Genomic DNA, 21,122 nt, shown 5'->3' with positions numbered 1-21,122 from the left:
ATGAACAGATCCGTTATTGCCTCGCTCGCTTTGGCCGCCTGCTGTGCGGCCGCGTCCGCGCAGGAAGTCAAGGTGCCAGTTCAGACCAGCGACAAGGGAACCGTGTACGTCGCCCCGAACGTGACTTCGACCGAAGATTCGGCCAATACCAAAGGCGCCGTGATGGGTGTGGAGCGGCCTGACGGAAGTGGCGTCTATGGCGGTGTCGACACTTCGGGCCCCCGGCCTGCGTACTCGGCCGGCGCCAGCACGGGCGGCAATGTGTCGTTCTCGGCCGGCGTCAAGTCGGACGGAAAGAACAGCGCCGGCGCAAAGGCCGGCGTCACGATCAAATACTAGGACGAGGCGCACTAGGCGCCGACGGGCAGGTACTGGTCGCGGTGGGCCGCCAGCCAGCGTGCCGACAAATCGCTGTCGTGCTGCGCCGGGTGAAAGTCTTCACGCAGGTAGTCGCGCCAGGCGCCGATGTTCTGCCGTACCAGACCCTGCCGCCCGAACAAAAGCCGTGCTGCGCTGCGCCAGGTGCCGAAACGCCACAACGTGCCATCGCGCCTCAGGTTGGCCAGCGTCTGGCGTGCCACGTCGAGCAGAAATGAGGTCGTGATGCGCCGGAACCAGCGCACCCGCCAGGCATGGTTGCCGTCGAGCGCGCGGTAGAGGTCGAAGGCGGCGGCCTTGTGCTCGGTTTCTTCGGCGCTGTGCCAGAGCCAGAGCGTCTGCAGCCGCGGCTCGGCGCCGGCCAGCGCCTCGGGGTGGGCCAGCAGCCATTCGCCCATCATCGCGGTGAAGTGCTCGGTGGCGGCGGTGACCGCGATCGCATGGCGCGGGTCGGTGCCCGCGAGCAGCTTCTGCTGCTCGAGCATGCGTGGCGTCCATTGGTCGACCAGGCCTTGCCGCGCCAGATGCTCGTTGAAGCGCACATGGATGCGCCGGTGCGCCGCCTCCTGGCCGATGAAGCCCTTGATCGCCTCGCGCCAGCTTTCTTGCCGGTCGGCCGGAAGGGCCTGCACCCCGGCGCGCACCGCGTCGATGAAGAACTGCTCGCCGGCCGGAAAGCTCATCGACAGCGCGTTGAGCAGCGCGGTCCGGAAGGCGTCGCCGCCGCACCAGTGGCGCGCCACCGGCGCCTCCAGGTCGATCAGCAGGCGGCGGACGGCGAGGGTGGCCACCTTATTTCTTGTTCTGGGGCAACTCCCTGACCGCGGCCAGCATCTTCTCGACATGCTTGAACGGGTTCAGGCTCTGGTAGTACGACGCCACGGCGCCGTTGGGCGCAATCACGTACGAGATACGGTTGGCATAGTCGGGCCGGGTCTGCATGATCGCGTCGAACGACTTGCTGATGTTCTTGGTTTCGTCCGAGGCGACCGGAAACTTGCCCTGGCAGGCCTGGTTCGAGAATTTCGACAGCGTGTCCATGTCATCGGTAGAAACACCGATAACCGTGGTGTTCAGTGCTGCGAACTGATCAATGGCGTCGGCGAAGGCATGGGCTTCGATCGAGCAACCCACCGAAAACGCAGCCGGGAAGAAATACACCACGACCGGGCCCTTGGCCAGCGCCTGGGAGAGCGAATAGGTGAAGGGCTTTCCCGCCAATGCCGCCGGCGCCGTGAAGGGAGCCACCTTTTCGCCGACATCGAGTGCTGCCAAAGCTGGCGTGGCAGCGCCGAAACAGAGCATCATCGGCACCCACGCAAGCAACTGATTGAACCGTATCGTCATGGCCAATTCCTTCGAACAGATAGGCGCTATCTTATGCCTGCCCCGGCTTCGGCGTGGCCTGCGGGCCATGCTCGCGCTGGGCCTGGCGGCGCTGCTCGGCGCCTGCGGCACCTTGCCCCCGCGCACCGTCATGAACGAGACCGCCGCGCTCGCGCCCGACCCCGCCACGGCCCTCGCGAAGATCGTTGCCGCCTCGACGCCGCCGGGCGAGCATTCGGGCTTTCGCCTGATGCCGCTGGGCGTCTATTCGCTCGACGCGCGCATCGAGCTCGCCCGCCGGGCCCAGCGCTCGCTCGACGTGCAGTACTACGTGATCGAGAACGACGGCGCCGGCGGATTGCTGCTGCGAACGCTGAAGGAGGCTGCGTTGCGAGGCGTGCGGGTGCGGCTGCTGGTCGACGACCTGTACACCGCCCACACCGACCAGCTGCTGCTGGCGCTGGCCGCCACGCCCAACATCGAGGTGCGCCTGTTCAACCCGTTCTGCTGCGCGCGCGACCAGCTCGCCGGCCGCTTCATTGCCTCCGCCTTCGACATCCGGCGGCTCAACCACCGTATGCACAACAAGCTGTTCATCGCCGACGGCGTGATGGCCGTGGCCGGCGGGCGCAATATCGCGGACGAGTATTTCCTGCTCAACAGCGCGCAGAACTTCGTCGACATGGACGCCGTGGTGGTCGGCAAGGTCGTGCCGCAGCTGGCGGACATCTTCGACACCTACTGGAACAGCGAAGAGGTCTATCCGATCGCCAACATCGTCAAACCCCACACCGGCCGCGCCGCGATGACCGAGGAGTTCGACGAGCGCGTCGGCATGGCCGGCCCGCCGCCCAAGGTGGTGCTGCCGCCGACCGACGTGCTCGGCTACGGCCCGATCGGCGAAGAACTCGACGCCGGCCGCATGGGCCTGCTCTGGGGCCCGGCCAATGCGGTGGCCGACCCGCCGACCAAGCTGCGCTACATGACCGCCGACGAGGCGCTGGCCACCAGCGTCACCATGCGCTTCTGGACGCAGTTGCTCACCGCCGAGAGCGACGTTCTGCTGACCTCGCCCTACCTGGTGCCCGGCGAGCGCGGCATGGAGGCCTTCGAGGCGCTGCGCAAGCGCGACGTGAGCGTGACCATGCTGACCAACTCGCTCGCCGCCAACGACGAGCCGCTGGTGCACAGCGGCTATGCACGCTACCGGGAGCGGCTGCTGATAGCGGGCGTCGAGCTGTACGAGCTGAGCCCGGCGCGCACCACGCGCAACCAGCGGCTCGGCATGTTCGGCAAATCGCTGGGGCGGCTGCATGCCAAGACGGCGGTGGTCGACAAGCGCAAGCTGTTCATCGGCTCGGTCAACCTCGACCCGCGCTCGGCCACGCAGAACACCGAGCTCGGCATCGTGGTCGACAGCCCGCAGCTCGCGCGCGAACTGCTGCGCATCATCAACATCAGCAAGCTCGAGAGCGCCTACCGCCTGCGGCTGCTCGCCAACAAGAGCACGATCGAATGGCTGACGATGGACGACGACAAGGAAATGATCCTCACCACGGAGCCCGAGTCGACCTGGCTGCAGCGCTTCAAGAACACCGTGCTGGGGCCGCTGGTGCCGGAAGACCTGCTGTAGCGGAGCGGCGCGCCATCTGCGCCGGGTCGTAGAAAACGCTTCCTCGGCGGCGCTCGCCCTCCCAGCCGCTTTCGACAGCGGCCGGGCTCGGCATGCTCAGGTCTTGACTTTCACTTCGACGCGGCGTGCCTCGGCCGCCGGCCCGTCGGCCTGGGTCTGCGCCGGCTTGGCCAGCTCGATCTTGTCGGCCGGCGCGCCCGCCGCCTTGAGTGCTTCGCCGACGGCCTCGGCGCGCTGCTTGGCCAGTTCGGCGTTTTTCGCCGGATCGCCGCTGGCATCGTGGTAGCCGCTCACCAGCACCGTGCTGCCGCTCTGCACCGCCTTGATCACGTCGGCCAGCGCTTCCTTGGCATTGGGTGCCACCTCTGCCTTGCCGGTCGCGAAGTAGAACTTCACGATGCCGTTCTCGACCTTGACCATCGCGGCCTCGGCCGGGGCCATCGCCGCAGGCGCCGCCGGCGCTGCAGCGGCGGGTGCGCTCACTGCAGGCGCAGGCGCGGTTGGCACCGCCGCGGCCTTGCCGCCATGGAACTGCACCACCAGTGGCACGATCAGCAGCGCCACGATGTTGATGATCTTGATCAGCGGATTCACCGCCGGGCCGGCAGTATCTTTGTAGGGGTCGCCCACGGTGTCGCCGGTGACGGCGGCCTTGTGCGCCTCGGAGCCCTTGCCGCCGTGGTGGCCGTCCTCGATGTACTTCTTGGCGTTGTCCCAGGCACCACCGCCGGTGCACATCGAGATGGCAACGAACAGGCCGGTGACGATGGTGCCCATCAGCAGGCCGCCGAGCGCCTTGGGGCCGAGCAGCAGGCCGACCAGGATCGGCACCACAACGGGCAGCAGCGACGGGATCATCATTTCCTTGATCGCCGCGCCGGTCAGCATGCCCACGGCCTTGCCGTACTCGGGCTTGGCCGTGCCTTCCATGATGCCGGGGATGTCGCGGAACTGCCTGCGCACTTCCTCGACCACGGCACCGGCGGCACGGCCGACGGCCTCCATCGCCATCGCGCCGAACAGGTAGGGGATCAGACCGCCGATGAACAGGCCGACGATCACCATCGGGTCGCTCAGGTTGAAGTCGATCGACAGGCCGTAGCCCTCGAGCTTGTGCGTGTAATCGGCGAACAGCACCAGGGATGCCAGGCCGGCCGAGCCGATCGCGTAGCCCTTGGTCACGGCCTTGGTGGTGTTGCCGACCGCGTCGAGCGGGTCGGTCACGGCGCGCACGCTGGCCGGCAGATCGCTCATCTCGGCAATGCCGCCGGCGTTGTCGGTGATCGGGCCGTAGGCGTCGAGCGCGACCACGATGCCGGCCATGCTCAGCATCGCCGTGGCGGCCACCGCAATGCCGAACAGGCCGGCCAGCGTGTAAGAGGCCAGGATCGCGATGCAGACGAAGATCACCGGCCAGGCGGTGGAACGCATCGACACGCCGAGGCCCGCGATGATGTTGGTGCCGTGGCCGGTGGTGGAGGCTTGCGCGATGTGCTGCACCGGCTTGTACTGCGTGCCGGTGTAGTACTCGGTGATCCACACCAGGGCGGCGGTCAGCACCAGGCCGACGGCACAGGCGCCGAACAGCTTCATCACGCTGCCGCTGGGAGCGATCGCGTTGTCGGGAATCAGCCAGGCGGTGACGAAGTAGAACGCGATCAGCGAAAGGATGCCCGCGACGGCCAGGCCCTTGTAGAGCGCCGGCATCACGTTGACCATGCCGGGCGAGGCCTTGACGAAGAAGCAGCCGATGATCGACGCGATGATCGACACGCCGCCCAGCGCCAGCGGATAGAGCACTGCGTTCACGGGTGCTGCGGTCACCATCAGTGCACCGAGCACCATCGTGGCGATCAGCGTCACTGCGTAGGTTTCGAACAGGTCGGCCGCCATGCCGGCGCAGTCGCCGACGTTGTCGCCCACGTTGTCGGCGATCACGGCCGGGTTGCGCGGGTCGTCTTCCGGAATGCCGGCCTCGACCTTGCCCACCAGGTCGGCGCCGACGTCGGCACCCTTGGTGAAGATGCCGCCGCCGAGCCGCGCGAAGATCGAGATCAGCGACGAGCCGAAGGCAAAACCGATCAGCGGGTTGAGCAGCGTTGCCAGGCTCTTGTCCGGCGTCAGCGCGCCATTGCCTGCCAGGAACCAGTAGAAAACCGACACGCCGAGCAGGCCCAGCCCGACCACCAGCATGCCGGTGATGGCGCCGCCGCGGAACGCCACGTCGAGCGCGGGGCCGATGCCTTGCGTCGCGGCCTGCGCGGTGCGCACGTTGGCGCGCACCGACACGTTCATGCCGATGAAGCCGCAGGCGCCCGAAAGTACCGCTCCGATGATGAAGCCGACCGCGGTCGTGATGTCGAGGAAGAAGGCGATCAGCACGGCCAGCACCAGGCCGACGACGGCGATGGTGGTGTATTGCTTGGCCAGATAGGCCGACGCGCCTTGCTGGATCGCGGCGGCGATCTCCTGCATTCGCGCGTTGCCGGGGTCTTTGGCCAGGATCCAGCTGCGGGCCCAGAAGCCATAGCCAACGGCCACGAGGCCGCAGGCGATGGCGAGTATCAGGGGGGTGTTGCCGATCATGCTTTGCATCTCCAGTAGTTCGTTGCGACTTGTGGAGACGAAAGCCCTGGCCCTGCGTGCAACGCATACGGGGTCTGAGCTTCCGTCGCGTTGCTTCCTCGAAGCCCACCGCCATCAAAGACAGGGAACCGATTGGCCAACGGCGGCAATTTACAGGCAAAAGTCGGGTTTGGTGCGACCGGTCTGTGACACGGGTCTTAAACTTCGGGTTTGTCCGAATCCGGCGCCTTCCTTTCAATCAACTCCTAAAAGACATGTCCTTCGACAAAGTTTCCCCCGGCAAGAACATCCCCGATGCATTCAATGTGGTGATCGAGATTCCGATGAACTCGGACCCGATCAAGTACGAAGTCGACAAGGAATCGGGCGCGCTGTTTGTCGACCGTTTCATGACGACGGCCATGTACTACCCGGCCAACTACGGCTACGTGCCGCAAACCCTGAGCGGCGACGGCGATCCGGTCGACGTGCTGGTGATTGCGCCGTACCCGCTGCTGCCCGGCGTCGTGGTGCCGTGCCGCCCGCTCGGCATTTTGATGATGGAAGACGAAGCCGGCGTCGACGGCAAGGTGCTGGCCGTGCCCACCACCAAGGTGCTGCCGATCTACAGCCACTGGAAGTCGATCGACGACGTGAACCCGATGCGCCTGAAGGCCATCAGCCACTTCTTCGAGCACTACAAGGATCTGGAAGAGGGCAAATGGGTCAAGGTGCTCGGCTGGGAAGGCATCGACGCCGCCAAGAAGGAAGTCGTGGACGGCATCGCCGCGTACAAGCCGGCCGGCAAGGCCTGAGCTCCTGAGCGTTCCGGGCCCGTCTATTCGGCCACGATGCCGGCGCGATGGGCCAATGCACGGTAGCGTGCAATTTCGCTCTCCATCTGCGCCCGGAACGGCTGCGGGCCGATCACGACCGGCTCCATGCCCTGGGTGCGCAGCTGCGCCTGCAGGCCCGCATCGGCCATCACTGCGCTGACTTCGCGCAGCAGCACCTGTACCACCGGGGCCGGCGTTCTCGCCGGTGCCGCCAGCGCGTACCAGGCGTCGAAGGTGGCCTCCGGCAGCTTCAGTTCCGCGAGCGTCGGCACATCGGGCAGCAGGCTCGAACGCGTCGCGCCGACGATGCCCAGCGCACGCAGCTTGCCGGCGCGCACCTGGGGCGCAACGCTGGCCACGGTGTCGACCCCCATCTCGATTTCCCCGCCGATCAGCGCCACCGTGCTCTGGGCGCTGCCCTTGTACGGGATCTCCTGCAACTGCACGCCTCCCGCCAGTGCGAACAGCTCGGCGGCCAACTGCGGGCCCGAGCCGGCACCGAAGCTCGCGTAGCGGACGCTTTTCGGCTTGGCTTTCGCTGCAGCGATCAACTCGTTCACCGTGCGCCATGGCGCATTGCCGCTCACCACCAGCGCCAGCGGGGCGCGCGCCACGATGGCGATCGGCGCCAGATCTTTCACCGGGTCGTAGGGCAGCTTCGCGCGCAGCGCGGGGTTCACGCTGTAGCTGGTCGAGCCCGACAGCAGCAGCGTATAGCCATCGGGCGCAGCCTTGGCCACGGCATCGGTGCCGATGATGGTCGAGGCACCGGGCCGGTTGTCGATGACCACCGGCTGCTTGAGCCGTTCCGACAGCTTCTGGCCCATGGCACGGGCCACCAGGTCGGTACCGCCGCCGGGCGGAAACGGCACCACCAGCTTGACGGGCTTGGCCGGCCAGGCGTCCTGGGCCAGCGCAGGGGTTGCGGCGAAGACGGCGAACAGGGACAGCAAAAGAAGATGGCGGGTTTTCATGCAACGGACTCGGTAGGAAGGGAAGAGGAAGAGCGATCAAGCGCACCGGCCTGCCAGGGCGCCTGCCCGGGCTCGCCGAGATCCCAGTACAGGCCGGCCATGATCTGCAGCCCTTCGCGCGCGACCGGCGCCAGCAGGTGCTCGTTCGGCGCGTGCTGGGCGCAGGCCGGGTAGGAGTGCGGCACCCACAGCGTGGGCAGGCCGAGCAGGTCGGCAAACACGTCGTTGGGCAGCGAACCGGCCAGGTTCGGCAGCACATCGGGGCGCTGGCCGCTGCTCGTCTCGATCGAGCGGTCGGCCCAGGCCACCCAGGGGTTGTCCAGTTCGAGGCGCGTCGCGGCGCCGCTCAGCGTGATCGACACCTCGATGCGCCCGAAGCCGCGCGCGTCGAGGTGCGCCCGCACGATGTCCTGGAGCTGCCGCCATGGCGTGCCGACCACGAAGCGCAACTGGCAGTGCGCCACGGCCTCTGCGGGAATCGCGTTCACGGGCCGCTGCGGCGCGCCGGCGCCGAGCGCCAGCACCTCGATCGTGTTCCAGCCCATCAGCCGTTCGGCTGCGCTCAGGCCGGGTTCGCCCCATCCGTCATCGAGCGCCGGGTCGTCGGCGCCGGTGCCGATCGCGATGTCGGCCAGCGCGCGGCGCACCGCGTCGCTGACCGGCGGCGGACGCAAGGCGTCGACCAGGATGCGTCCCCGGGCGTCGGCCAGCGACGCGACGGCGTGACTCAGCACCGTGGCCGGGTTCTCCAGCACACCGCCCCAGTTGCCCGAGTGGTAGCCGCGCGGCCGGCTCCTGAGCCGCAGCGTGAAGTTGACGGCGCCGCGCGAGCCCAGGAACAGCGTGGGCCGCTGTGCGCTCACGCGCGGGCCATCGCAGGCGATCAGCAGGTCGGCACGCAGCTTGTCGCGTTGCTGTTCGCACACCGCATGCAGGCCGGGCGAAGCGGCTTCCTCGCCCATCTCGATCAGCCAGGTGACGTTGTAGCCAAGGCGCCCCTCGCGCACGTCCAGCACCGCCGCCAGCGCCGCGAGGTTGATGCTGTGCTGGCCCTTGTTGTCGGCGGTGCCGCGGCCATACCAGCGCATGCCCTCGGCAGTCAGGGTCCAGGGCGAGAGGCCCTCGCGCCAGTGCGCGTCCTGTCCGCTGACCACGTCGCCGTGGCCGTAGCCCAGAACGGTGGGCAGGGCAGGGTCTTCGATGCGCCGCGCAATCAGGAACGGGCCGCCGCTGGCCACCGGGTTGTCGATCTGTTCGCAGACGAAGCCCAGCGCGGCGAGCGCCGGTGCGAGTTCTTCGCCAAGGTAGGCGCCGAGCGCGGGCGTGGCGGCGCCGGTGTCGCTTTCGGTGCGGAAGGCAATGCGCCGCTGCAGGTCGGCGAAGAAGCGGCCGTCGTCGAACGGGGCGACGGCGGCGGCGAGGGCTCGGGTGCGTGACATGGTGCGTGATCCTTGTGCGTTTGGCAGCATGCAAGTTGAAAGCCTGAAGCGCGTTGCTTCCAGTACCGATTTGGCAAGCTACCATTGCCTTTAGAGCAATACATTCCATTCCATGACCACGCCGCTGCTCAGCATCCCGATGCGCTACTTCCTCGAAGTGGCGCGCAGCGGCTCGGTCAACCAGGCGGCGGCGCGGCTCTTTGTGGCTTCGTCGGCCGTCAGCCGCCAGATCACCAAGCTCGAAGAGAGCCTTGGCACGCCGCTGTTCGAGCGCCGCGCCCGCGGCATGGCGCTCACCGCCGCCGGCGAGCGGCTGGCCGCGCACCTGCGCAATGCGGTGCTCGACGCCGGGCAGGTGATCGACCAGGTGCGCAACCTCGGTGACGAGCGCGCTGGCCGCATCCGCGCGGCCTGCACCGAAGGCTTTGCCGGCAGCCTGATGCCGGTCGTGATGCGCACGTTCGAGCTGACCCATGCGCGCAGCCAGTTCGAACTGCACGTCGGCGCACCCGACGAGGTGAGCGCGCTGCTGGTGCGTGGCGAGGCCGACATCGGCCTCAAGTACGTGGTGGCGCCCGAGCCGGGCCTGCGCATCGAGCACTCGGCCGTCGCGCCGGTGTTCGCCGTGATGTGCCCCGACCATCCGCTGGCGCGCCAGCGCGTGGTGACGGTGGCCGAGGTGGTGCGCTATCCGCTTGCGGTCGGCAGCCGCGGCGGCACGACCACGCGCCAGTTGTTCGACCTGGCTTGCAGCGAGCAGGGCCTGCAGTACCGCGCCAACTTCGTGAGCAACTATTCCGCCGCGCTGCTGCCGTTGATGCGCAGCCCCGACATCGTGCTGGCGGGGCATCACACGGTGCTGCACCTGATCGATGCCGGCACGCTGGTGGCGCGCCCGTTCGCCGACGCGCAGTTGCAGCAGCGCCGGCTCCAGGTGCTGTCGCTCGAGGGCCGAACGCTGCCGCCGCTGGCGCAGGCTTTCGTGCAGCACCTGGTGGGCGCGATCGCGTCGACCGGGCGTCGCAAGCTGGGCCGCGCGCAGGCAGCGCGGCCCGGGCCGGCTCAGATGCCGAGGTAGCGCCCCGGCCGGTGGTTGATGGCCAGCACCAGATTCAGCGCCACCGCCCCCAGGATCGAACAGGCCACGCGCCAGGGCTCAATGGTCAGCAGCGCCAGCAGCACGACCATGCAGTCGAGACCCATCTGGACATGGCCGGCCCGCCAGCCGAAACGATCCTGCAGCCAGAGCGCGAGCACGCCGAACCCGCCCAGGCTGCACTTGTGGCGAAACAGGATGAGGAAACCGGTCCCGGTGATCAGCCCGCCGGCCACGGCCGCGTACACCGGCTGCAGGCTGCCGAACTGCAGGAAATGCGGCTGTAGTTCGGTCAACACCGAAACCAGCGCGACGGCCACGAAGGTTTTCAGCGTGAAGGCCACGCCCATCTTGCGCAGCGCCAGCCAGTAGAAGGGCAGGTTCAGCAGGAAGAAGACCTTGCCGAAGCCCCACCCGGTGGCGTAGCGGGTCAGAAAGGCAAGGCCGGCCGTGCCACCGGTGATGAGGCCGGCCGTGGTGAAGAAGGCCACGCCGACCGAGATCAGCAGCGTGCCGCTGGCGATGGCGAGCGCGTCTTCGAAGCGCGTGTGCTGTTGTTGCGGCGGCGTGGCTTCGGGTTCGCTCATCGCGTGGGGTCGGCCGGGGTTGTCGTCTTGAACGGACTGCGCTCGTCCAGGTGTTCCATGTAGTTGGTGATGCCTTCGCCTTCGCGTTCCAGAAAACGTTCGATCGCGTCGGCGAAGGCCGGGTGCGCAAGCCAGTGGGCACTGGTGGTCTTGACCGGCATCAGCGCTCGCGCCATCTTGTGCTCGCCCTGTGCGCCGCCTTCGAAGCGCTGCACGCCGTGTTCGATGCACCACTGCAGCGGTTGGTAATAGCAGGCCTCGAAGTGCAGGCAGTCGACCCGCTCCAGCGCGCCCCAGTAGCGGCCGTAGGCCACTTCGGGGCTCGAGGTGCCGCCGGCACCGGGCACATCGGCGGAGAGCGCGATCAAGCTCGTCGCGATCGGATGGCCGTTGCGTTCGGCCACGAACAGCAGCCAGGCTTCAGGCATGGTGTCGGCCATGCGATGAAAGAAGTCGCGCTTCAGGTAGGGTGGGTTGCCGTGCTCGCGGTAGGTGCGGGCGTAGCAGCGGTAGAAAAAGTCCCAGTCGTCGACGCTGATGTCGGCGCCCCGCGCCCAGCGGAAGGTGACGCCCGCCTCGGCCACCTTGCGGCGCTCCTGGCGGATCTTCTTGCGCTTGTCGTGGGCCAGGCTGGCGAGGAATGCGTCGAAGCTGGCGTAGCCCGCATTCGTCCAGTGGAACTGCACCGTGTGGCGCAGCATCAGGCCTGCATCGGCGCAGGCACTGATGTCCTCGTCGGCGCCGAACAGCAGGTGCAGCGACGACAGCCCGGTCTGCTTGCACCACTGCACGAGCCCCTGTACCAGCAGCGCGCGGCTGGCGGTGTCGCGTGCCAGCAGGCGCGTGCCGGGCACCGGGGTGAACGGCACGGCCGCCACCGCCTTGGGGTAGTAGGCGAGGCCATGCTGTTCGTAGGCATTGGCCCAGGCCCAGTCGAACACGTATTCGCCGTACGAGTGATCCTTGACGTAGAGCGGGCAGGCGCCAGTCAGCTGTTCGCCTTGCCAGAGTGTGGCGATCGACGCCGTCCAGCCGCTGGCGGGCGTGGCGCTGCCGCTTTCATGCAGCGCGTCGAGGTACTCGTGGCGCATGAACGGGCTGGGCGCCGCCTGCTGCGCGAGCAGCGCGTTCCAGGCCGCCGCGTCGATCTCCGCCGGCGCCTGGTGAATGCGGAGGATGGTTTCGTCAGCCACAGGGTGCTTTTTCACGGTTTGCGTGCACCCAGGTACTCAGCAATCCATATGCCACCCAGCACGAGCGCCAGCGCCACCGCGTGGTAGGCCGACAGCGGCTCGCCGAGCACGAGCACCGCCAGCAAAGGGCCGAAGATCGGCACCAGGTTCAGGTACACGCCGGCACGGGCCGGGCCGATCAGCGTCACGGCGCGGATGAAGGTGAGCTGCGACACGTAGGAAGGCAGCAGGCCGATGAAGACGATCAGCAGCACGCCCTTCAGCGTTGGCACGATGAAGTTGCCCATCGCGATTTCGGCCGCCAGCAACGGCAGCGAGACGATGCTGGCCACCGCTGCAGTTGCGGCGAAGAACACGATGGCCGGCACGGCCGGACGCCGCCGCAGGCCGAGCGCGTAGAAGGTGTAGAGCAGGCACGCAATAACCATCCAGACATCGCCGATGTTGAAAGCGAACCGGGCCAGCTGCGCGAACTGGCCTTGCGACGCGACCACCGCGATGCCGGCCAGCGTGACCGCCACGCCGACCACCTGCAGTGCCGTGATGCGGGTGCGGTAGGCCCACACGCTGCCGAGCAGCACCAGCACCGGGATCGTGCCCTGGATGATGGCGATGTTGATCGCGGTGGTGTGGTGCGCGGCCGTGTAGAACAGCGCGTTGAATCCCGTGAAGCCCAGCGTGCCCATCAGGGCCACGAAGCGCCAGTGCGGCAGCAGCGCGCGCCAGTGGGTGGCGATCTCCCGGCGCGAGGTCAGGCCCAGCGCGACGCAGCAGACCAGCCATCGAGCCGTGGTCACGAGCATCGGCGATGCCTCGCCGACTGCCAGCCGTGCCGCCACCGCGTTGGCGCCCCAGATCAGCGTGGTGAACACCAGCAGCAGCCAGGCCCGGCTGTTGAACCATCGCGCCAGCGGCGCGAACAAGGAAATTGCAGGGGGGCTGGCGCTCATCGGGCTTCGAGCCTAACAGCGCGTGAATGACATAATCGTTCGAGCCCTTTTCCCGCCTTGTATGACACTCAAAATCGCGATCGCGCAATGCAATTTCGTGGTCGGCGACACCGCCGGCAACGCCCGCAAAATCATCGAGGCGGCGCGCGGCGCATACGACGAAGGCGCCCGGCTGCTGCTGACCCCCGAACTCTCGATTTGCGGCTACGCGGCCGAAGACCTGTTCCTGCGCCCGGCTTTCATCGAAGCCTGCGACGGGGCCGTGAAGACGGTGGCGAGCGAACTTGCCGGCCTTGCCGGAATGACGGTGGTGGTCGGCCATCCGAGCGGCGGCAGCCTGCGCAGCCGTTCGGTGGCGGTGCAGTTGCGGCACAACGCGGCCAGCGTGATCCGCGAGGGCCGCATCCTCGACACCTATGCCAAGCGCGAACTTCCGAACTACCAGGTGTTCGACGAGCGCCGCTACTTCACGCCGGGGCAGGGCGTGTGCGTGTTCGAGGCCGATGGCGTGCGCGTCGGCCTCCTGATCTGCGAAGACGCCTGGTTCGATGCGCCGGCCCAGCTCGCGAAGGACGCCGGCGCCGAGTTGCTGGCGGTGATCAACGCCTCGCCCTACCACGTGGGCAAGGAGGGTGAACGCATCGCACGCATGGCGGATCGGGCGCGGCACGTGGATTTGCCGCTGGTCTATGCGCACCTAGTGGGCGGGCAGGACGAGGTGGTGTTCGACGGCGCCTCGTTCGCGCTGCAGGCCGACGGCACGCTCGCGATGCAGGCCGAAAGTTTCAGGGAGAAAGTGGCTTTTGCGCAGATTGAGCGGGTGCAAGGCGCCATCAGATTCACGGCAGAACCGTCTGCCATCGCTGCGCCGCGCGAGGCCGAGGCCCAGCTGTGGGATGCACTCGTGGTTGGCGTGCGCGACTACATCGGCAAGAACGGCTTTCCCGGCGTGCTGCTGGGGCTGTCGGGCGGCATCGACTCGGCGCTGGTACTGGCCGTGGCGGTCGACGCGCTCGGCAAGGACAAGGTGCGCGCGGTGATGATGCCGTCGCCCTACACGGCCGACATCAGCTGGATCGACGCCCGCGACATGGCGGCGCGGCTTGGCGTGCGCTACGACGAGATCTCCATCAAGCACACCTTCGAGTCGTTCAAGTCGGCACTCGCGGACGAGTTCAGGGGCCGCGCCGAAGACACGACCGAAGAGAACCTGCAGGCCCGCATCCGCGGCACGCTGCTGATGGCGCTGTCGAACAAGTTCGGCAGCATCGTGCTGACCACCGGCAACAAGAGCGAGATGGCCACCGGCTATTGCACGCTCTACGGCGACATGGCGGGCGGTTTCGCCGTCATCAAGGATCTGCTGAAGACCACGGTGTTCGCGCTCGCGCGCTGGCGCAATGCGCACGACCCGTACTGCACCGGTGCGGCGCCGATTCCCGAGCGCATCATCACGCGCCCGCCGAGCGCCGAATTGCGCCCCGACCAGACCGACCAGGACAGCCTGCCGCCCTACGACATCCTGGACGGCATCCTGGCGCGCTACATGCAGGACGACGAGAGCGTGGCCGAGATCGTGGCGGCCGGCTACGAGCGCGCCGTGGTCGAGCGCGTGGCGCGGCTCATCAAGATCAACGAGTACAAGCGGCGCCAGGCGCCCGTGGGCATCAGGGTCACCCATCGCAGCTTCGGCAAGGATTGGCGTTACCCTATCACCAGCAAGTTCAACGAAACCGCCGGGAGCACCACCGCATGAAGCAGATCACCGCCATCGTCAAACCCTTCAAGCTCGAAGACGTGCGCGAGGCGCTGGCCGTCGTCGGCGTGACCGGACTCACCGTCACCGAGGTCAAGGGCTTCGGGCGCCAGAAGGGCCACACCGAGCTCTACCGCGGCGCGGAGTACGTGGTCGACTTCCTGCCGAAGATCAAGGTCGAGGTCGTGGTCAACACCGCCGATGTCGAGCGCTGCATCGAAGCCATCATCGGGGCCGCGCGTACCGGGAAGATCGGCGACGGCAAGATTTTCGTCACCGCCGTCGAGCGCATCGTGCGCATTCGCACCGGCGAGGAGGACGAGGCGGCGATCTAAAGCACCTCGGCCAGCTTGTCGCTGCCTGGATGGCGGCGTGCTTCGTCGAGCAACTCCGCCAGCAACACCACCGGCTCGGTGCCGCTGCGGATCAAGCCCATCTGCCAGTCGCCCATGAAGCCTTCGCGCACGCTGTGGGCCAGGAATGACAGCAGGCCGTCGTAATAGCCGGCGGTATTGAGAATGCCGATGGCCTTGTCGTGGTAGCCGAGCTGCCGCCAGGTCCAGATCTCGAACAGTTCCTCGAAGGTGCCGATGCCGCCGGCCAGCGCCACGAAGGCGTCGGCGCGCTCGCCCATCATGGCTTTGCGCTCATGCATCGTGTCGACGATGTGCAGCTCGTCGCACAACGGGTTGGCCAGTTCCTTGTCGACCAGGGCCTTGGGAATGATGCCGACCACGCGGCCGCCGGCCGCGCGGGTGGCCTCGGCCACCGTGCCCATCAGGCCGGTGCGGCCGCCGCCGTAGACCAGCTGGCCGCCGTGCTCGCCGATCCATTGGCCCACGGCCCGGGCCGCTGCAATGTGTTCGGGTTGCTCGCCGGGGCGCGAGCCGCAATACACGCAAATGGAAAAATCAGGGTTCATGACCCCGATCATGCCGCGTTCAGGTGACGAATCTCTGCCAGAGCGCGGTGAGCCAGATGCCACCGGAAAGGACGAGGGCAAGCAGCACCGCAGCGCTGCCCATGTCCTTGGCGCGCTTCGACAGGTCGTGCCATTCGGGGCCGATGCGGTCGATTGCGGCTTCCACGGCCGTGTTGAGCAGCTCGACGATCATCACCAGCAGCACGCTGCCAGCCAGCAGCGCGGTTTCGACCCAGCTGCGGCCCAGCCAGAAGGCGAAGGGCACCAGCACGATCGCGGCGATCGCCTCCTGCCGGAATGCCGGCTCGCCCCAGCCGGCGCGCAGCCCGTTGAGCGAAATCAGCGTGGCGTGGAAAACCCGCGTGAAGCCGCTGCGGCCCTTTTGCGGGTTGACGACAGGATCCGGGGCGCTCATCGACGGCTCAGGGGCTTCGAGGCGATCAGCCGGGTGCCGGCCCAGGCGTCGTGCCAGAACTGGCGTTGCGGGTGAAAGCGCGCGAGCAGAGCCCAGACCACCACCCAGCCCGCAATCAGCAGCGCCGATTCGCCCCCTGACAAGCTGAACGGCGCAATGGCCGCCAGCGGCGGCAGAAACCAGACCCAACTCAGCAGGTAGCGCAGCAGGGCGCGGCCTTGCCGGAGCGGTCGACCGGCGCGGTCGACGATGCGCAAGCCCCAGGTTTTCATGGCCAGGGTCTGCCCATGAATCCAGAACCAGACGAAATAGACGCCGAAAACGACGAAAAGAAAGGCCTGCAGCAAGTGCCGGCGTTCGTCCATGGCATCGCGCATCTGGCCCAGGGTGCTGAACAACCAGCCGGCGACGAACACCACTGCGAACAGCAGCATGCCTTCGTAGACCCAGCAGGCCATGCGGCGCCACAGGCCCGGGGCAGTCAGGTCGGGCAGGTTGGTGGCGGGGGAAGCAGTGTCGGGAGGGGCGGAGGCGCCAGCTTGCATGGATCCGGCGCCTCGGGGCGCGGAGAAGGGTTACTCGGTCGGGCGGGCCGCAGGAACGGCGGCCGGCGCCGGCACCTGCGATTCGGCCGGCACCGGCGGCATGGTAACGGGTGCCACCGCAGGCGCGCCTGGCGCGGGCGTGCTGGTCACGACCGGGGTCGTCGCCGGTACGGGCGCCGCCGCAACCGGTGCCACCGGCGCTACAGGTGGCGCCAACTGGATGCGGGGCGTGTGCTCTCCCTTGGCCGAAGCAGTCGGAATGGCGGGGACGGGCGCCAGTTTGCGAGCCGGCACCGGTCGGATGGGCAGTGCCGCGCTCGCTGGCCGGACGCTGGCGCTTGCGGCCAGCTTGCGTCTTTCTTCTTCGCTCAGGGCCTGATAGGCCTCCCACTTGGCCTTGCGCTCATCGACCGGTAGGCGTTTGACCTCGGCAAAGTTCAGTCGCGCCAGTGCGCGCTCCTGCGCGCTCAGCCCGGCCCATTCGGTCATCCGGCTGTGCAGCGTCACCTGGTCTTCGGGCTTCATGCTGTCGTAGTTGCGCGACAGCGCAAGCCATTTGCGCTTGTGAGGCTCGGAAATGCTGTTCCAGTGCGGCGCCAGCGGTTTCAGCGCGGCTTGCTGCTCAGCCGTCAGCGTGGCCCAAAGTGGCTTGGAAACCGTCACTTTGGCGGTCGGGGGCGCGGAGGCTGGGGTCGAGGGAGGCGTGGCCGCGCCTGGCTGCGCCGCGGCCGGCAAGGCCTGCAGGCAGAAAATTGCCGCGATCAAGAGCCCGGCGGCTCCGGACAGTGGGCGAGCGGGCATGCGTATCAATGCGCGGTGCTGCCGTCGGTCTTGAGGAACTGCGCGAAGCCGGGGTCGGTGAACGCGGCCGGCGGCAGGTCGTCGGTCAGCAACGCGGCATCGACTTCGGCGAGGTCGTTGGCACGGTTTTCGTCCTGCAGCGCGCTGATGGTGACCAGGCCGACCACCAGCGCGACCAGCGGCACCAGCGCGCCGACGCGTGTCCACCAGCCGCCGCCGAGCAGCGCAGCACCACCACCCGACGAGACCACCACGGAGGCGGAACTGCGGGCCGGCGCCAGCTTGCGGCGGGCCAAGGCTTGCTGCCGTGCAACCCGCAGGCGCTCGCCGATGTCGTGCGGCAGCTCGGCGCTGCCAGCCGACAGACGAGTGGCCAGACGGCGGGCAAACTGTTCTTCGAGGGCGGCGGAAGTTTGAGAAAGTGTTGCGTTCATAGCGAAATACCTTTGGCCTTGAGCGCTTTGCTCAACGCATGCACGGCACGCGAACAGTGGGTTTTGACGCTGCCTTCGGAGCAGCCCATTGCTGCGGCCGTTTCGGCGACGTCCATTTCCTCCCAGTAACGCATCAGAAACGCCTCCCGTTGACGACCAGGCAGCGCGGCGATCTCTTCTTCGATCTCGTGGAAGATCTGGGCGCGCCGGGTGGTGTCCTCGGCGCTCTCGGTTTCGCGCGAATCGGTCGGCGCGTTGAAATTCTCCAGCAGATCGAAATCCCCGTCATCGTCGGCGGGCTCGAAGTCGCTCAGGTTCGAAAAAAGAGCACGCCGTGTCTTCTGCCGGCGGAACCAGTCGAGCGTGCAGTTCGACAGGATCCGCTGGAACAGCATCGGCAGCTCGTTGGGCGGCTTGTCTCCGTAGTGTTCGGCCAGTTTCATCATGCTGTCCTGCACGATGTCGAGTGCCGCCTCCTCGTCTCGCACGTGGTAGACCGACCGCTTGAAGGCGCGGCGCTCGACACTTTTGAGGAAGTCGGAAAGTTCTTTGTCAGTGGCCAAGCGAAGTCGGCGCGGTCAAGCGCTTCGTGGGTGTTTTTGTCTCTCGAAAGAGTTCTGTTTTGGACGGCGCGGATTATCGCATCGGCTTTCGCAAGGGGTCGGGCGCTTCAAGGCGGCTCGCCGCAATGTCATAATGCGCCCTGCAAGTCAAAAGGCAAACGGGTCACTGTCCGGCGGAGCATCAAGTCCGCCCATGGCTTTGGCCTCAAGTCCCGACGCGGCCTCACAAGGGTTGGCAAGGGGCACCCAAGGTTTTTCGTTCCCGAAAAAACACAAAGGTTCATCATGGAAATCTCGAAGGCGGAACTCACTTCCGCAGCAGCCGCATCCTCCGGGATGGGCAATCCAACTCAAGAGCTCATGGGCGCTGAAGTGCTGGTCAAGGCACTGCAGGCCGAAGGCGTGCAATACATCTGGGGCTACCCCGGTGGCGCCGTGCTCTATATCTACGACGCGCTGTACAAGCAGGACACCATGCAGCACGTGCTGGTGCGGCACGAGCAGGCGGCGGTGCACGCGGCCGACGGCTATGCCCGCGCGACCGGCGAAGTCGGCGTGGCGCTGGTCACCTCGGGCCCTGGCCTGACCAATGCGGTTACCGGCATCGCGACGGCGTACATGGACTCGATCCCGATGGTGATCATCTCGGGCCAGGTGCCGACCGCTGCGATCGGCCTCGATGCGTTCCAGGAATGCGACACGGTCGGCATCACGCGCCCCATCGTGAAGCACAACTTCCTCGTCAAGGATCCGAAGGATCTGGCAATGACGATGAAGAAGGCCTTCCACATCGCACGCACCGGCCGACCGGGCCCGGTGGTGGTGGACGTGCCGAAAGACGTCTCCTTCAAGAAGGTGGCCTACACCGGCTATCCCGAGAAGGTCGAGATGCGTTCGTACAACCCCGTGCGCAAGGGCCACGGCGGCCAGATCCGCAAGGCGCTGCAACTGCTGCTCAACGCCAAGCGCCCGTACATCTACACGGGCGGCGGCGTGTTGCTGGGCAACGCCACCAACGAACTGCGCACGCTGGTCGACATGCTCGGCTACCCGGTCACCAACACGCTGATGGGCCTGGGCGCCTATCCGGCGAGCGACCGCAAGTTCCTCGGCATGCTCGGCATGCACGGCACCATCGAAGCCAACAACGCGATGCAGAACTGCGACGTGCTGCTGGCCGTGGGTGCGCGCTTCGACGACCGCGTGATCGGCAACCCGAAGCACTTCGCGCAGAACGAACGCAAGATCATCCACATCGACATCGACCCGTCGAGCATCTCCAAGCGCGTGAAGGTCGACATTCCGATCGTCGGCGACGTGAAGGACGTGCTGACCGAGCTGATCTCGATGATCCGCGAAAGCAGCACCAGGCCGGATGCCGGCGCCCTGTCCGAATGGTGGAAGACCATCGAAGCCTGGCGCGCCAAGGACTGCCTCAAGTACGACCGCGGCAACAAGGACGTGATCAAGCCGCAGTTCGTGGTCGAGACCCTCTGGAACATGACCAAGGACGCAGATGCCTACATCACGTCCGATGTCGGCCAGCACCAGATGTGGGCCGCGCAGTACTACCGCTTCGACGAGCCGCGCCGCTGGATCAACTCGGGCGGGCTGGGCACCATGGGCGTGGGCATTCCATACGCCATGGGCATCAAGCTCGCGAAGCCCGATTCGGAAGTGTTCACGATCACGGGCGAAGGCTCGGTGCAGATGTGCATCCAGGAACTCTCCACCTGCCTGCAATACAACACGCCGATCAAGATCTGCTCGCTCAACAACCGCTACCTGGGCATGGTGCGCCAGTGGCAGGAGATCGAATACTCCGGCCGCTACAGCCACAGCTACATGGACGCGCTGCCCAATTTCGTGAAGCTGGCCGAGGCCTACGGCCACGTCGGCATGCTGATCGAACGCCCGCAGGACGTGGAGCCGGCACTGCGCGAGGCGCGCAAGCTCAAGGACCGCACCGTGTTCATGGACTTTCGCACCGACCCCACCGAGAACGTGTTCCCGATGGTCAAGGCGGGTGCCGGCATCACCGAAATGCTGTTGGGTTCCGAAGACCTCTAAACAGAAGATAAGCCGGCTCGCTGCGCGACCGGCCACTTGTTCAACCTAATTCAGACGAATCTATTGCCCGCCGAGCCCGCGCATTACCGTGCGCGGGGGAGGGCGGCGAAAAGAGGAGTCTTTCGCCTATGAAACACATCATTGCCGTGTTGCTCGAAAACGAGCCCGGCGCACTCTCCCGCGTGGTGGGCCTGTTCTCGGCCCGTGGCTACAACATCGAATCGCTCACGGTCGCGCCGACCGAAGACGCGAGCCTGTCGCGCATGACCATCGTCACGGCCGGCTCGGACGAAGTCATCGAGCAGATCACCAAGCACCTGAACCGCCTGATCGAAGTCGTGAAGGTGGTCGACCTGACCGAAGGCGCCTACACCGAGCGCGAGCTCATGATGGTGAAGGTGCGCGCGGTCGGCAAGGAGCGCGAAGAAATGATGCGCATGGCCGAGATCTTCCGCGGCCGCATCATCGACGTGACTGACAAGAGCTACACCATCGAGCTCACCGGCGACCACGGCAAGAACGACGCCTTCCTCGAAGCCATCGAGCGCAGCGCCATCCTCGAAACCGTGCGAACCGGCGCCAGCGGCATCGGCCGCGGCGAGCGGGTTCTCCGCGTCTGATTATTTTTAACACCCCCGA

General features: G+C 66.9%; 22 protein-coding genes. 8 read left to right on the top strand and 14 right to left on the bottom strand.

Annotated elements, in window-relative coordinates:
• Complete coding sequence (locus QTI05_RS20760) at positions 1–339, top strand: hypothetical protein (RefSeq protein WP_286544826.1); 339 nt, start codon at positions 1–3, stop codon at positions 337–339.
• 11 nt (positions 340–350) lie between these two features.
• On the opposite strand, the gene QTI05_RS20755 is transcribed toward QTI05_RS20760, so the two are convergent.
• Entirely contained in the window at positions 351–1,169 is an 819-nt protein-coding gene (locus QTI05_RS20755; protein ID WP_286620658.1) for a metal-dependent hydrolase, read from the bottom strand.
• A gap of 1 nt (position 1,170) precedes the next feature.
• Positions 1,171–1,725, bottom strand: a complete 555-nt coding sequence (locus QTI05_RS20750; protein WP_286545439.1) for a peroxiredoxin — start codon at positions 1,723–1,725, stop codon at positions 1,171–1,173.
• Between the two features lie 67 nt (positions 1,726–1,792).
• On the opposite strand from QTI05_RS20750, the gene QTI05_RS20745 reads away from it, so the two are divergent.
• Entirely contained in the window at positions 1,793–3,337 is a 1,545-nt protein-coding gene (locus QTI05_RS20745) for a phospholipase D family protein (protein WP_286544820.1), read from the top strand.
• Positions 3,338–3,433: 96 nt separating this feature from the next.
• On the opposite strand, the gene QTI05_RS20740 is transcribed toward QTI05_RS20745, so the two are convergent.
• A complete protein-coding gene (locus QTI05_RS20740; RefSeq protein ID WP_286620656.1) occupies positions 3,434–5,923 on the bottom strand; it encodes a sodium-translocating pyrophosphatase in 2,490 nt (829 codons plus the stop codon).
• Positions 5,924–6,177: 254 nt separating this feature from the next.
• Between QTI05_RS20740 and ppa the strand changes: the two genes are divergently transcribed.
• Complete coding sequence (gene ppa / locus QTI05_RS20735) at positions 6,178–6,717, top strand: inorganic diphosphatase (protein ID WP_286544818.1); 540 nt, start codon at positions 6,178–6,180, stop codon at positions 6,715–6,717.
• 23 nt (positions 6,718–6,740) lie between these two features.
• Here the strand turns inward: ppa and QTI05_RS20730 are convergent, their stop codons facing one another.
• Entirely contained in the window at positions 6,741–7,712 is a 972-nt protein-coding gene (locus tag QTI05_RS20730) for a Bug family tripartite tricarboxylate transporter substrate binding protein (protein ID WP_286620655.1), read from the bottom strand.
• Positions 7,709–9,151 carry a M20 family metallopeptidase gene (locus tag QTI05_RS20725; RefSeq protein WP_286620653.1) on the bottom strand — a complete coding sequence of 481 codons (1,443 nt, stop codon included), beginning with the start codon at positions 9,149–9,151 and terminating at the stop codon, positions 7,709–7,711. The genes QTI05_RS20730 and QTI05_RS20725 overlap by 4 nt, the downstream gene beginning before the upstream one ends.
• Before the next feature lie 112 nt (positions 9,152–9,263).
• Between QTI05_RS20725 and QTI05_RS20720 the strand changes: the two genes are divergently transcribed.
• Positions 9,264–10,229: a LysR family transcriptional regulator gene (locus tag QTI05_RS20720; protein ID WP_286620651.1), complete on the top strand. Its 966-nt coding sequence runs from the start codon at positions 9,264–9,266 to the stop codon at positions 10,227–10,229.
• Here QTI05_RS20720 and QTI05_RS20715 read toward each other — a convergent pair.
• Genes QTI05_RS20715 through QTI05_RS20705 form a run of 3 tightly spaced genes read right to left on the bottom strand, consistent with a single transcriptional unit; the run spans position 10,214 to position 12,977 of the window.
• On the bottom strand, positions 10,214–10,834 hold the full coding sequence (locus QTI05_RS20715; protein ID WP_286544806.1) for a YitT family protein: 621 nt from the start codon (positions 10,832–10,834) through the stop codon (positions 10,214–10,216). The two genes, QTI05_RS20720 and QTI05_RS20715, sit on opposite strands and share 16 nt — an antisense overlap.
• Complete coding sequence (locus QTI05_RS20710; RefSeq protein WP_444812950.1) at positions 10,831–12,027, bottom strand: GNAT family N-acetyltransferase; 1,197 nt, start codon at positions 12,025–12,027, stop codon at positions 10,831–10,833. Before QTI05_RS20710 ends, QTI05_RS20715 begins: the two co-directional genes overlap by 4 nt.
• An 11-nt stretch (positions 12,028–12,038) precedes the next feature.
• Positions 12,039–12,977, bottom strand: a complete 939-nt coding sequence (locus QTI05_RS20705; protein ID WP_286620648.1) for a DMT family transporter — start codon at positions 12,975–12,977, stop codon at positions 12,039–12,041.
• Positions 12,978–13,038: 61 nt separating this feature from the next.
• On the opposite strand from QTI05_RS20705, the gene QTI05_RS20700 reads away from it, so the two are divergent.
• On the top strand, positions 13,039–14,733 hold the full coding sequence (locus QTI05_RS20700; protein ID WP_286620647.1) for an NAD+ synthase: 1,695 nt from the start codon (positions 13,039–13,041) through the stop codon (positions 14,731–14,733).
• A complete protein-coding gene (locus tag QTI05_RS20695; RefSeq protein WP_286544795.1) occupies positions 14,730–15,068 on the top strand; it encodes a P-II family nitrogen regulator in 339 nt (112 codons plus the stop codon). Before QTI05_RS20700 ends, QTI05_RS20695 begins: the two co-directional genes overlap by 4 nt.
• On the opposite strand, the gene QTI05_RS20690 is transcribed toward QTI05_RS20695, so the two are convergent.
• From QTI05_RS20690 to QTI05_RS20665, 6 genes are all read right to left on the bottom strand, one after another.
• Positions 15,065–15,655 carry an LOG family protein gene (locus tag QTI05_RS20690; protein WP_286620646.1) on the bottom strand — a complete coding sequence of 197 codons (591 nt, stop codon included), beginning with the start codon at positions 15,653–15,655 and terminating at the stop codon, positions 15,065–15,067. The two genes, QTI05_RS20695 and QTI05_RS20690, sit on opposite strands and share 4 nt — an antisense overlap.
• 19 nt (positions 15,656–15,674) lie before the next feature.
• Complete coding sequence (locus QTI05_RS20685; RefSeq protein WP_286544793.1) at positions 15,675–16,070, bottom strand: diacylglycerol kinase; 396 nt, start codon at positions 16,068–16,070, stop codon at positions 15,675–15,677.
• Complete coding sequence (locus QTI05_RS20680) at positions 16,067–16,528, bottom strand: RDD family protein (RefSeq protein WP_444812949.1); 462 nt, start codon at positions 16,526–16,528, stop codon at positions 16,067–16,069. Before QTI05_RS20680 ends, QTI05_RS20685 begins: the two co-directional genes overlap by 4 nt.
• A gap of 117 nt (positions 16,529–16,645) precedes the next feature.
• Complete coding sequence (locus tag QTI05_RS20675; protein WP_286620644.1) at positions 16,646–17,416, bottom strand: DUF3106 domain-containing protein; 771 nt, start codon at positions 17,414–17,416, stop codon at positions 16,646–16,648.
• Between the two features lie 5 nt (positions 17,417–17,421).
• Positions 17,422–17,850, bottom strand: coding sequence for a DUF3619 family protein (locus tag QTI05_RS20670; protein ID WP_286544789.1), 429 nt, complete (start codon positions 17,848–17,850; stop codon positions 17,422–17,424).
• Complete coding sequence (locus QTI05_RS20665; protein WP_286544786.1) at positions 17,847–18,413, bottom strand: RNA polymerase sigma factor; 567 nt, start codon at positions 18,411–18,413, stop codon at positions 17,847–17,849. The genes QTI05_RS20670 and QTI05_RS20665 overlap by 4 nt, the downstream gene beginning before the upstream one ends.
• A 285-nt stretch (positions 18,414–18,698) precedes the next feature.
• Between QTI05_RS20665 and QTI05_RS20660 the strand changes: the two genes are divergently transcribed.
• Entirely contained in the window at positions 18,699–20,483 is a 1,785-nt protein-coding gene (locus tag QTI05_RS20660) for an acetolactate synthase 3 catalytic subunit (RefSeq protein WP_286544785.1), read from the top strand.
• Positions 20,484–20,611: 128 nt separating this feature from the next.
• On the top strand, positions 20,612–21,103 hold the full coding sequence (gene ilvN / locus QTI05_RS20655; protein ID WP_286544783.1) for an acetolactate synthase small subunit: 492 nt from the start codon (positions 20,612–20,614) through the stop codon (positions 21,101–21,103).
• The last annotated feature ends 19 nt before the right edge of the window (positions 21,104–21,122 follow it).

Origin of the sequence: Variovorax fucosicus (genome assembly GCF_030316825.1) — a bacterium.
Classification (GTDB): domain Bacteria; phylum Pseudomonadota; class Gammaproteobacteria; order Burkholderiales; family Burkholderiaceae_C; genus Variovorax; species Variovorax fucosicus.
The sequence above is the reverse complement of the archived record's forward strand: the minus strand, read 5'-3'. Positions and strand labels throughout refer to the sequence as shown.

Coding starts and splice junctions, on each gene's coding strand:
- QTI05_RS20760 (WP_286544826.1), top strand. CDS start 1: ATGAACAGATCCGTTATTGCCTCGCTCGCTTTGGCCGCCTGCTGTGCG.
- QTI05_RS20750 (WP_286545439.1), bottom strand. CDS start 1,725: ATGACGATACGGTTCAATCAGTTGCTTGCGTGGGTGCCGATGATGCTC.
- QTI05_RS20745 (WP_286544820.1), top strand. CDS start 1,793: ATGCTCGCGCTGGGCCTGGCGGCGCTGCTCGGCGCCTGCGGCACCTTG.
- QTI05_RS20740 (WP_286620656.1), bottom strand. CDS start 5,923: ATGATCGGCAACACCCCCCTGATACTCGCCATCGCCTGCGGCCTCGTG.
- ppa (WP_286544818.1), top strand. CDS start 6,178: ATGTCCTTCGACAAAGTTTCCCCCGGCAAGAACATCCCCGATGCATTC.
- QTI05_RS20730 (WP_286620655.1), bottom strand. CDS start 7,712: ATGAAAACCCGCCATCTTCTTTTGCTGTCCCTGTTCGCCGTCTTCGCC.
- QTI05_RS20725 (WP_286620653.1), bottom strand. CDS start 9,151: ATGTCACGCACCCGAGCCCTCGCCGCCGCCGTCGCCCCGTTCGACGAC.
- QTI05_RS20720 (WP_286620651.1), top strand. CDS start 9,264: ATGACCACGCCGCTGCTCAGCATCCCGATGCGCTACTTCCTCGAAGTG.
- QTI05_RS20715 (WP_286544806.1), bottom strand. CDS start 10,834: ATGAGCGAACCCGAAGCCACGCCGCCGCAACAACAGCACACGCGCTTC.
- QTI05_RS20705 (WP_286620648.1), bottom strand. CDS start 12,977: ATGAGCGCCAGCCCCCCTGCAATTTCCTTGTTCGCGCCGCTGGCGCGA.
- QTI05_RS20700 (WP_286620647.1), top strand. CDS start 13,039: ATGACACTCAAAATCGCGATCGCGCAATGCAATTTCGTGGTCGGCGAC.
- QTI05_RS20695 (WP_286544795.1), top strand. CDS start 14,730: ATGAAGCAGATCACCGCCATCGTCAAACCCTTCAAGCTCGAAGACGTG.
- QTI05_RS20690 (WP_286620646.1), bottom strand. CDS start 15,655: ATGAACCCTGATTTTTCCATTTGCGTGTATTGCGGCTCGCGCCCCGGC.
- QTI05_RS20685 (WP_286544793.1), bottom strand. CDS start 16,070: ATGAGCGCCCCGGATCCTGTCGTCAACCCGCAAAAGGGCCGCAGCGGC.
- QTI05_RS20680 (WP_444812949.1), bottom strand. CDS start 16,528: ATGGCCTGCTGGGTCTACGAAGGCATGCTGCTGTTCGCAGTGGTGTTC.
- QTI05_RS20675 (WP_286620644.1), bottom strand. CDS start 17,416: ATGCCCGCTCGCCCACTGTCCGGAGCCGCCGGGCTCTTGATCGCGGCA.
- QTI05_RS20670 (WP_286544789.1), bottom strand. CDS start 17,850: ATGAACGCAACACTTTCTCAAACTTCCGCCGCCCTCGAAGAACAGTTT.
- QTI05_RS20660 (WP_286544785.1), top strand. CDS start 18,699: ATGGAAATCTCGAAGGCGGAACTCACTTCCGCAGCAGCCGCATCCTCC.
- ilvN (WP_286544783.1), top strand. CDS start 20,612: ATGAAACACATCATTGCCGTGTTGCTCGAAAACGAGCCCGGCGCACTC.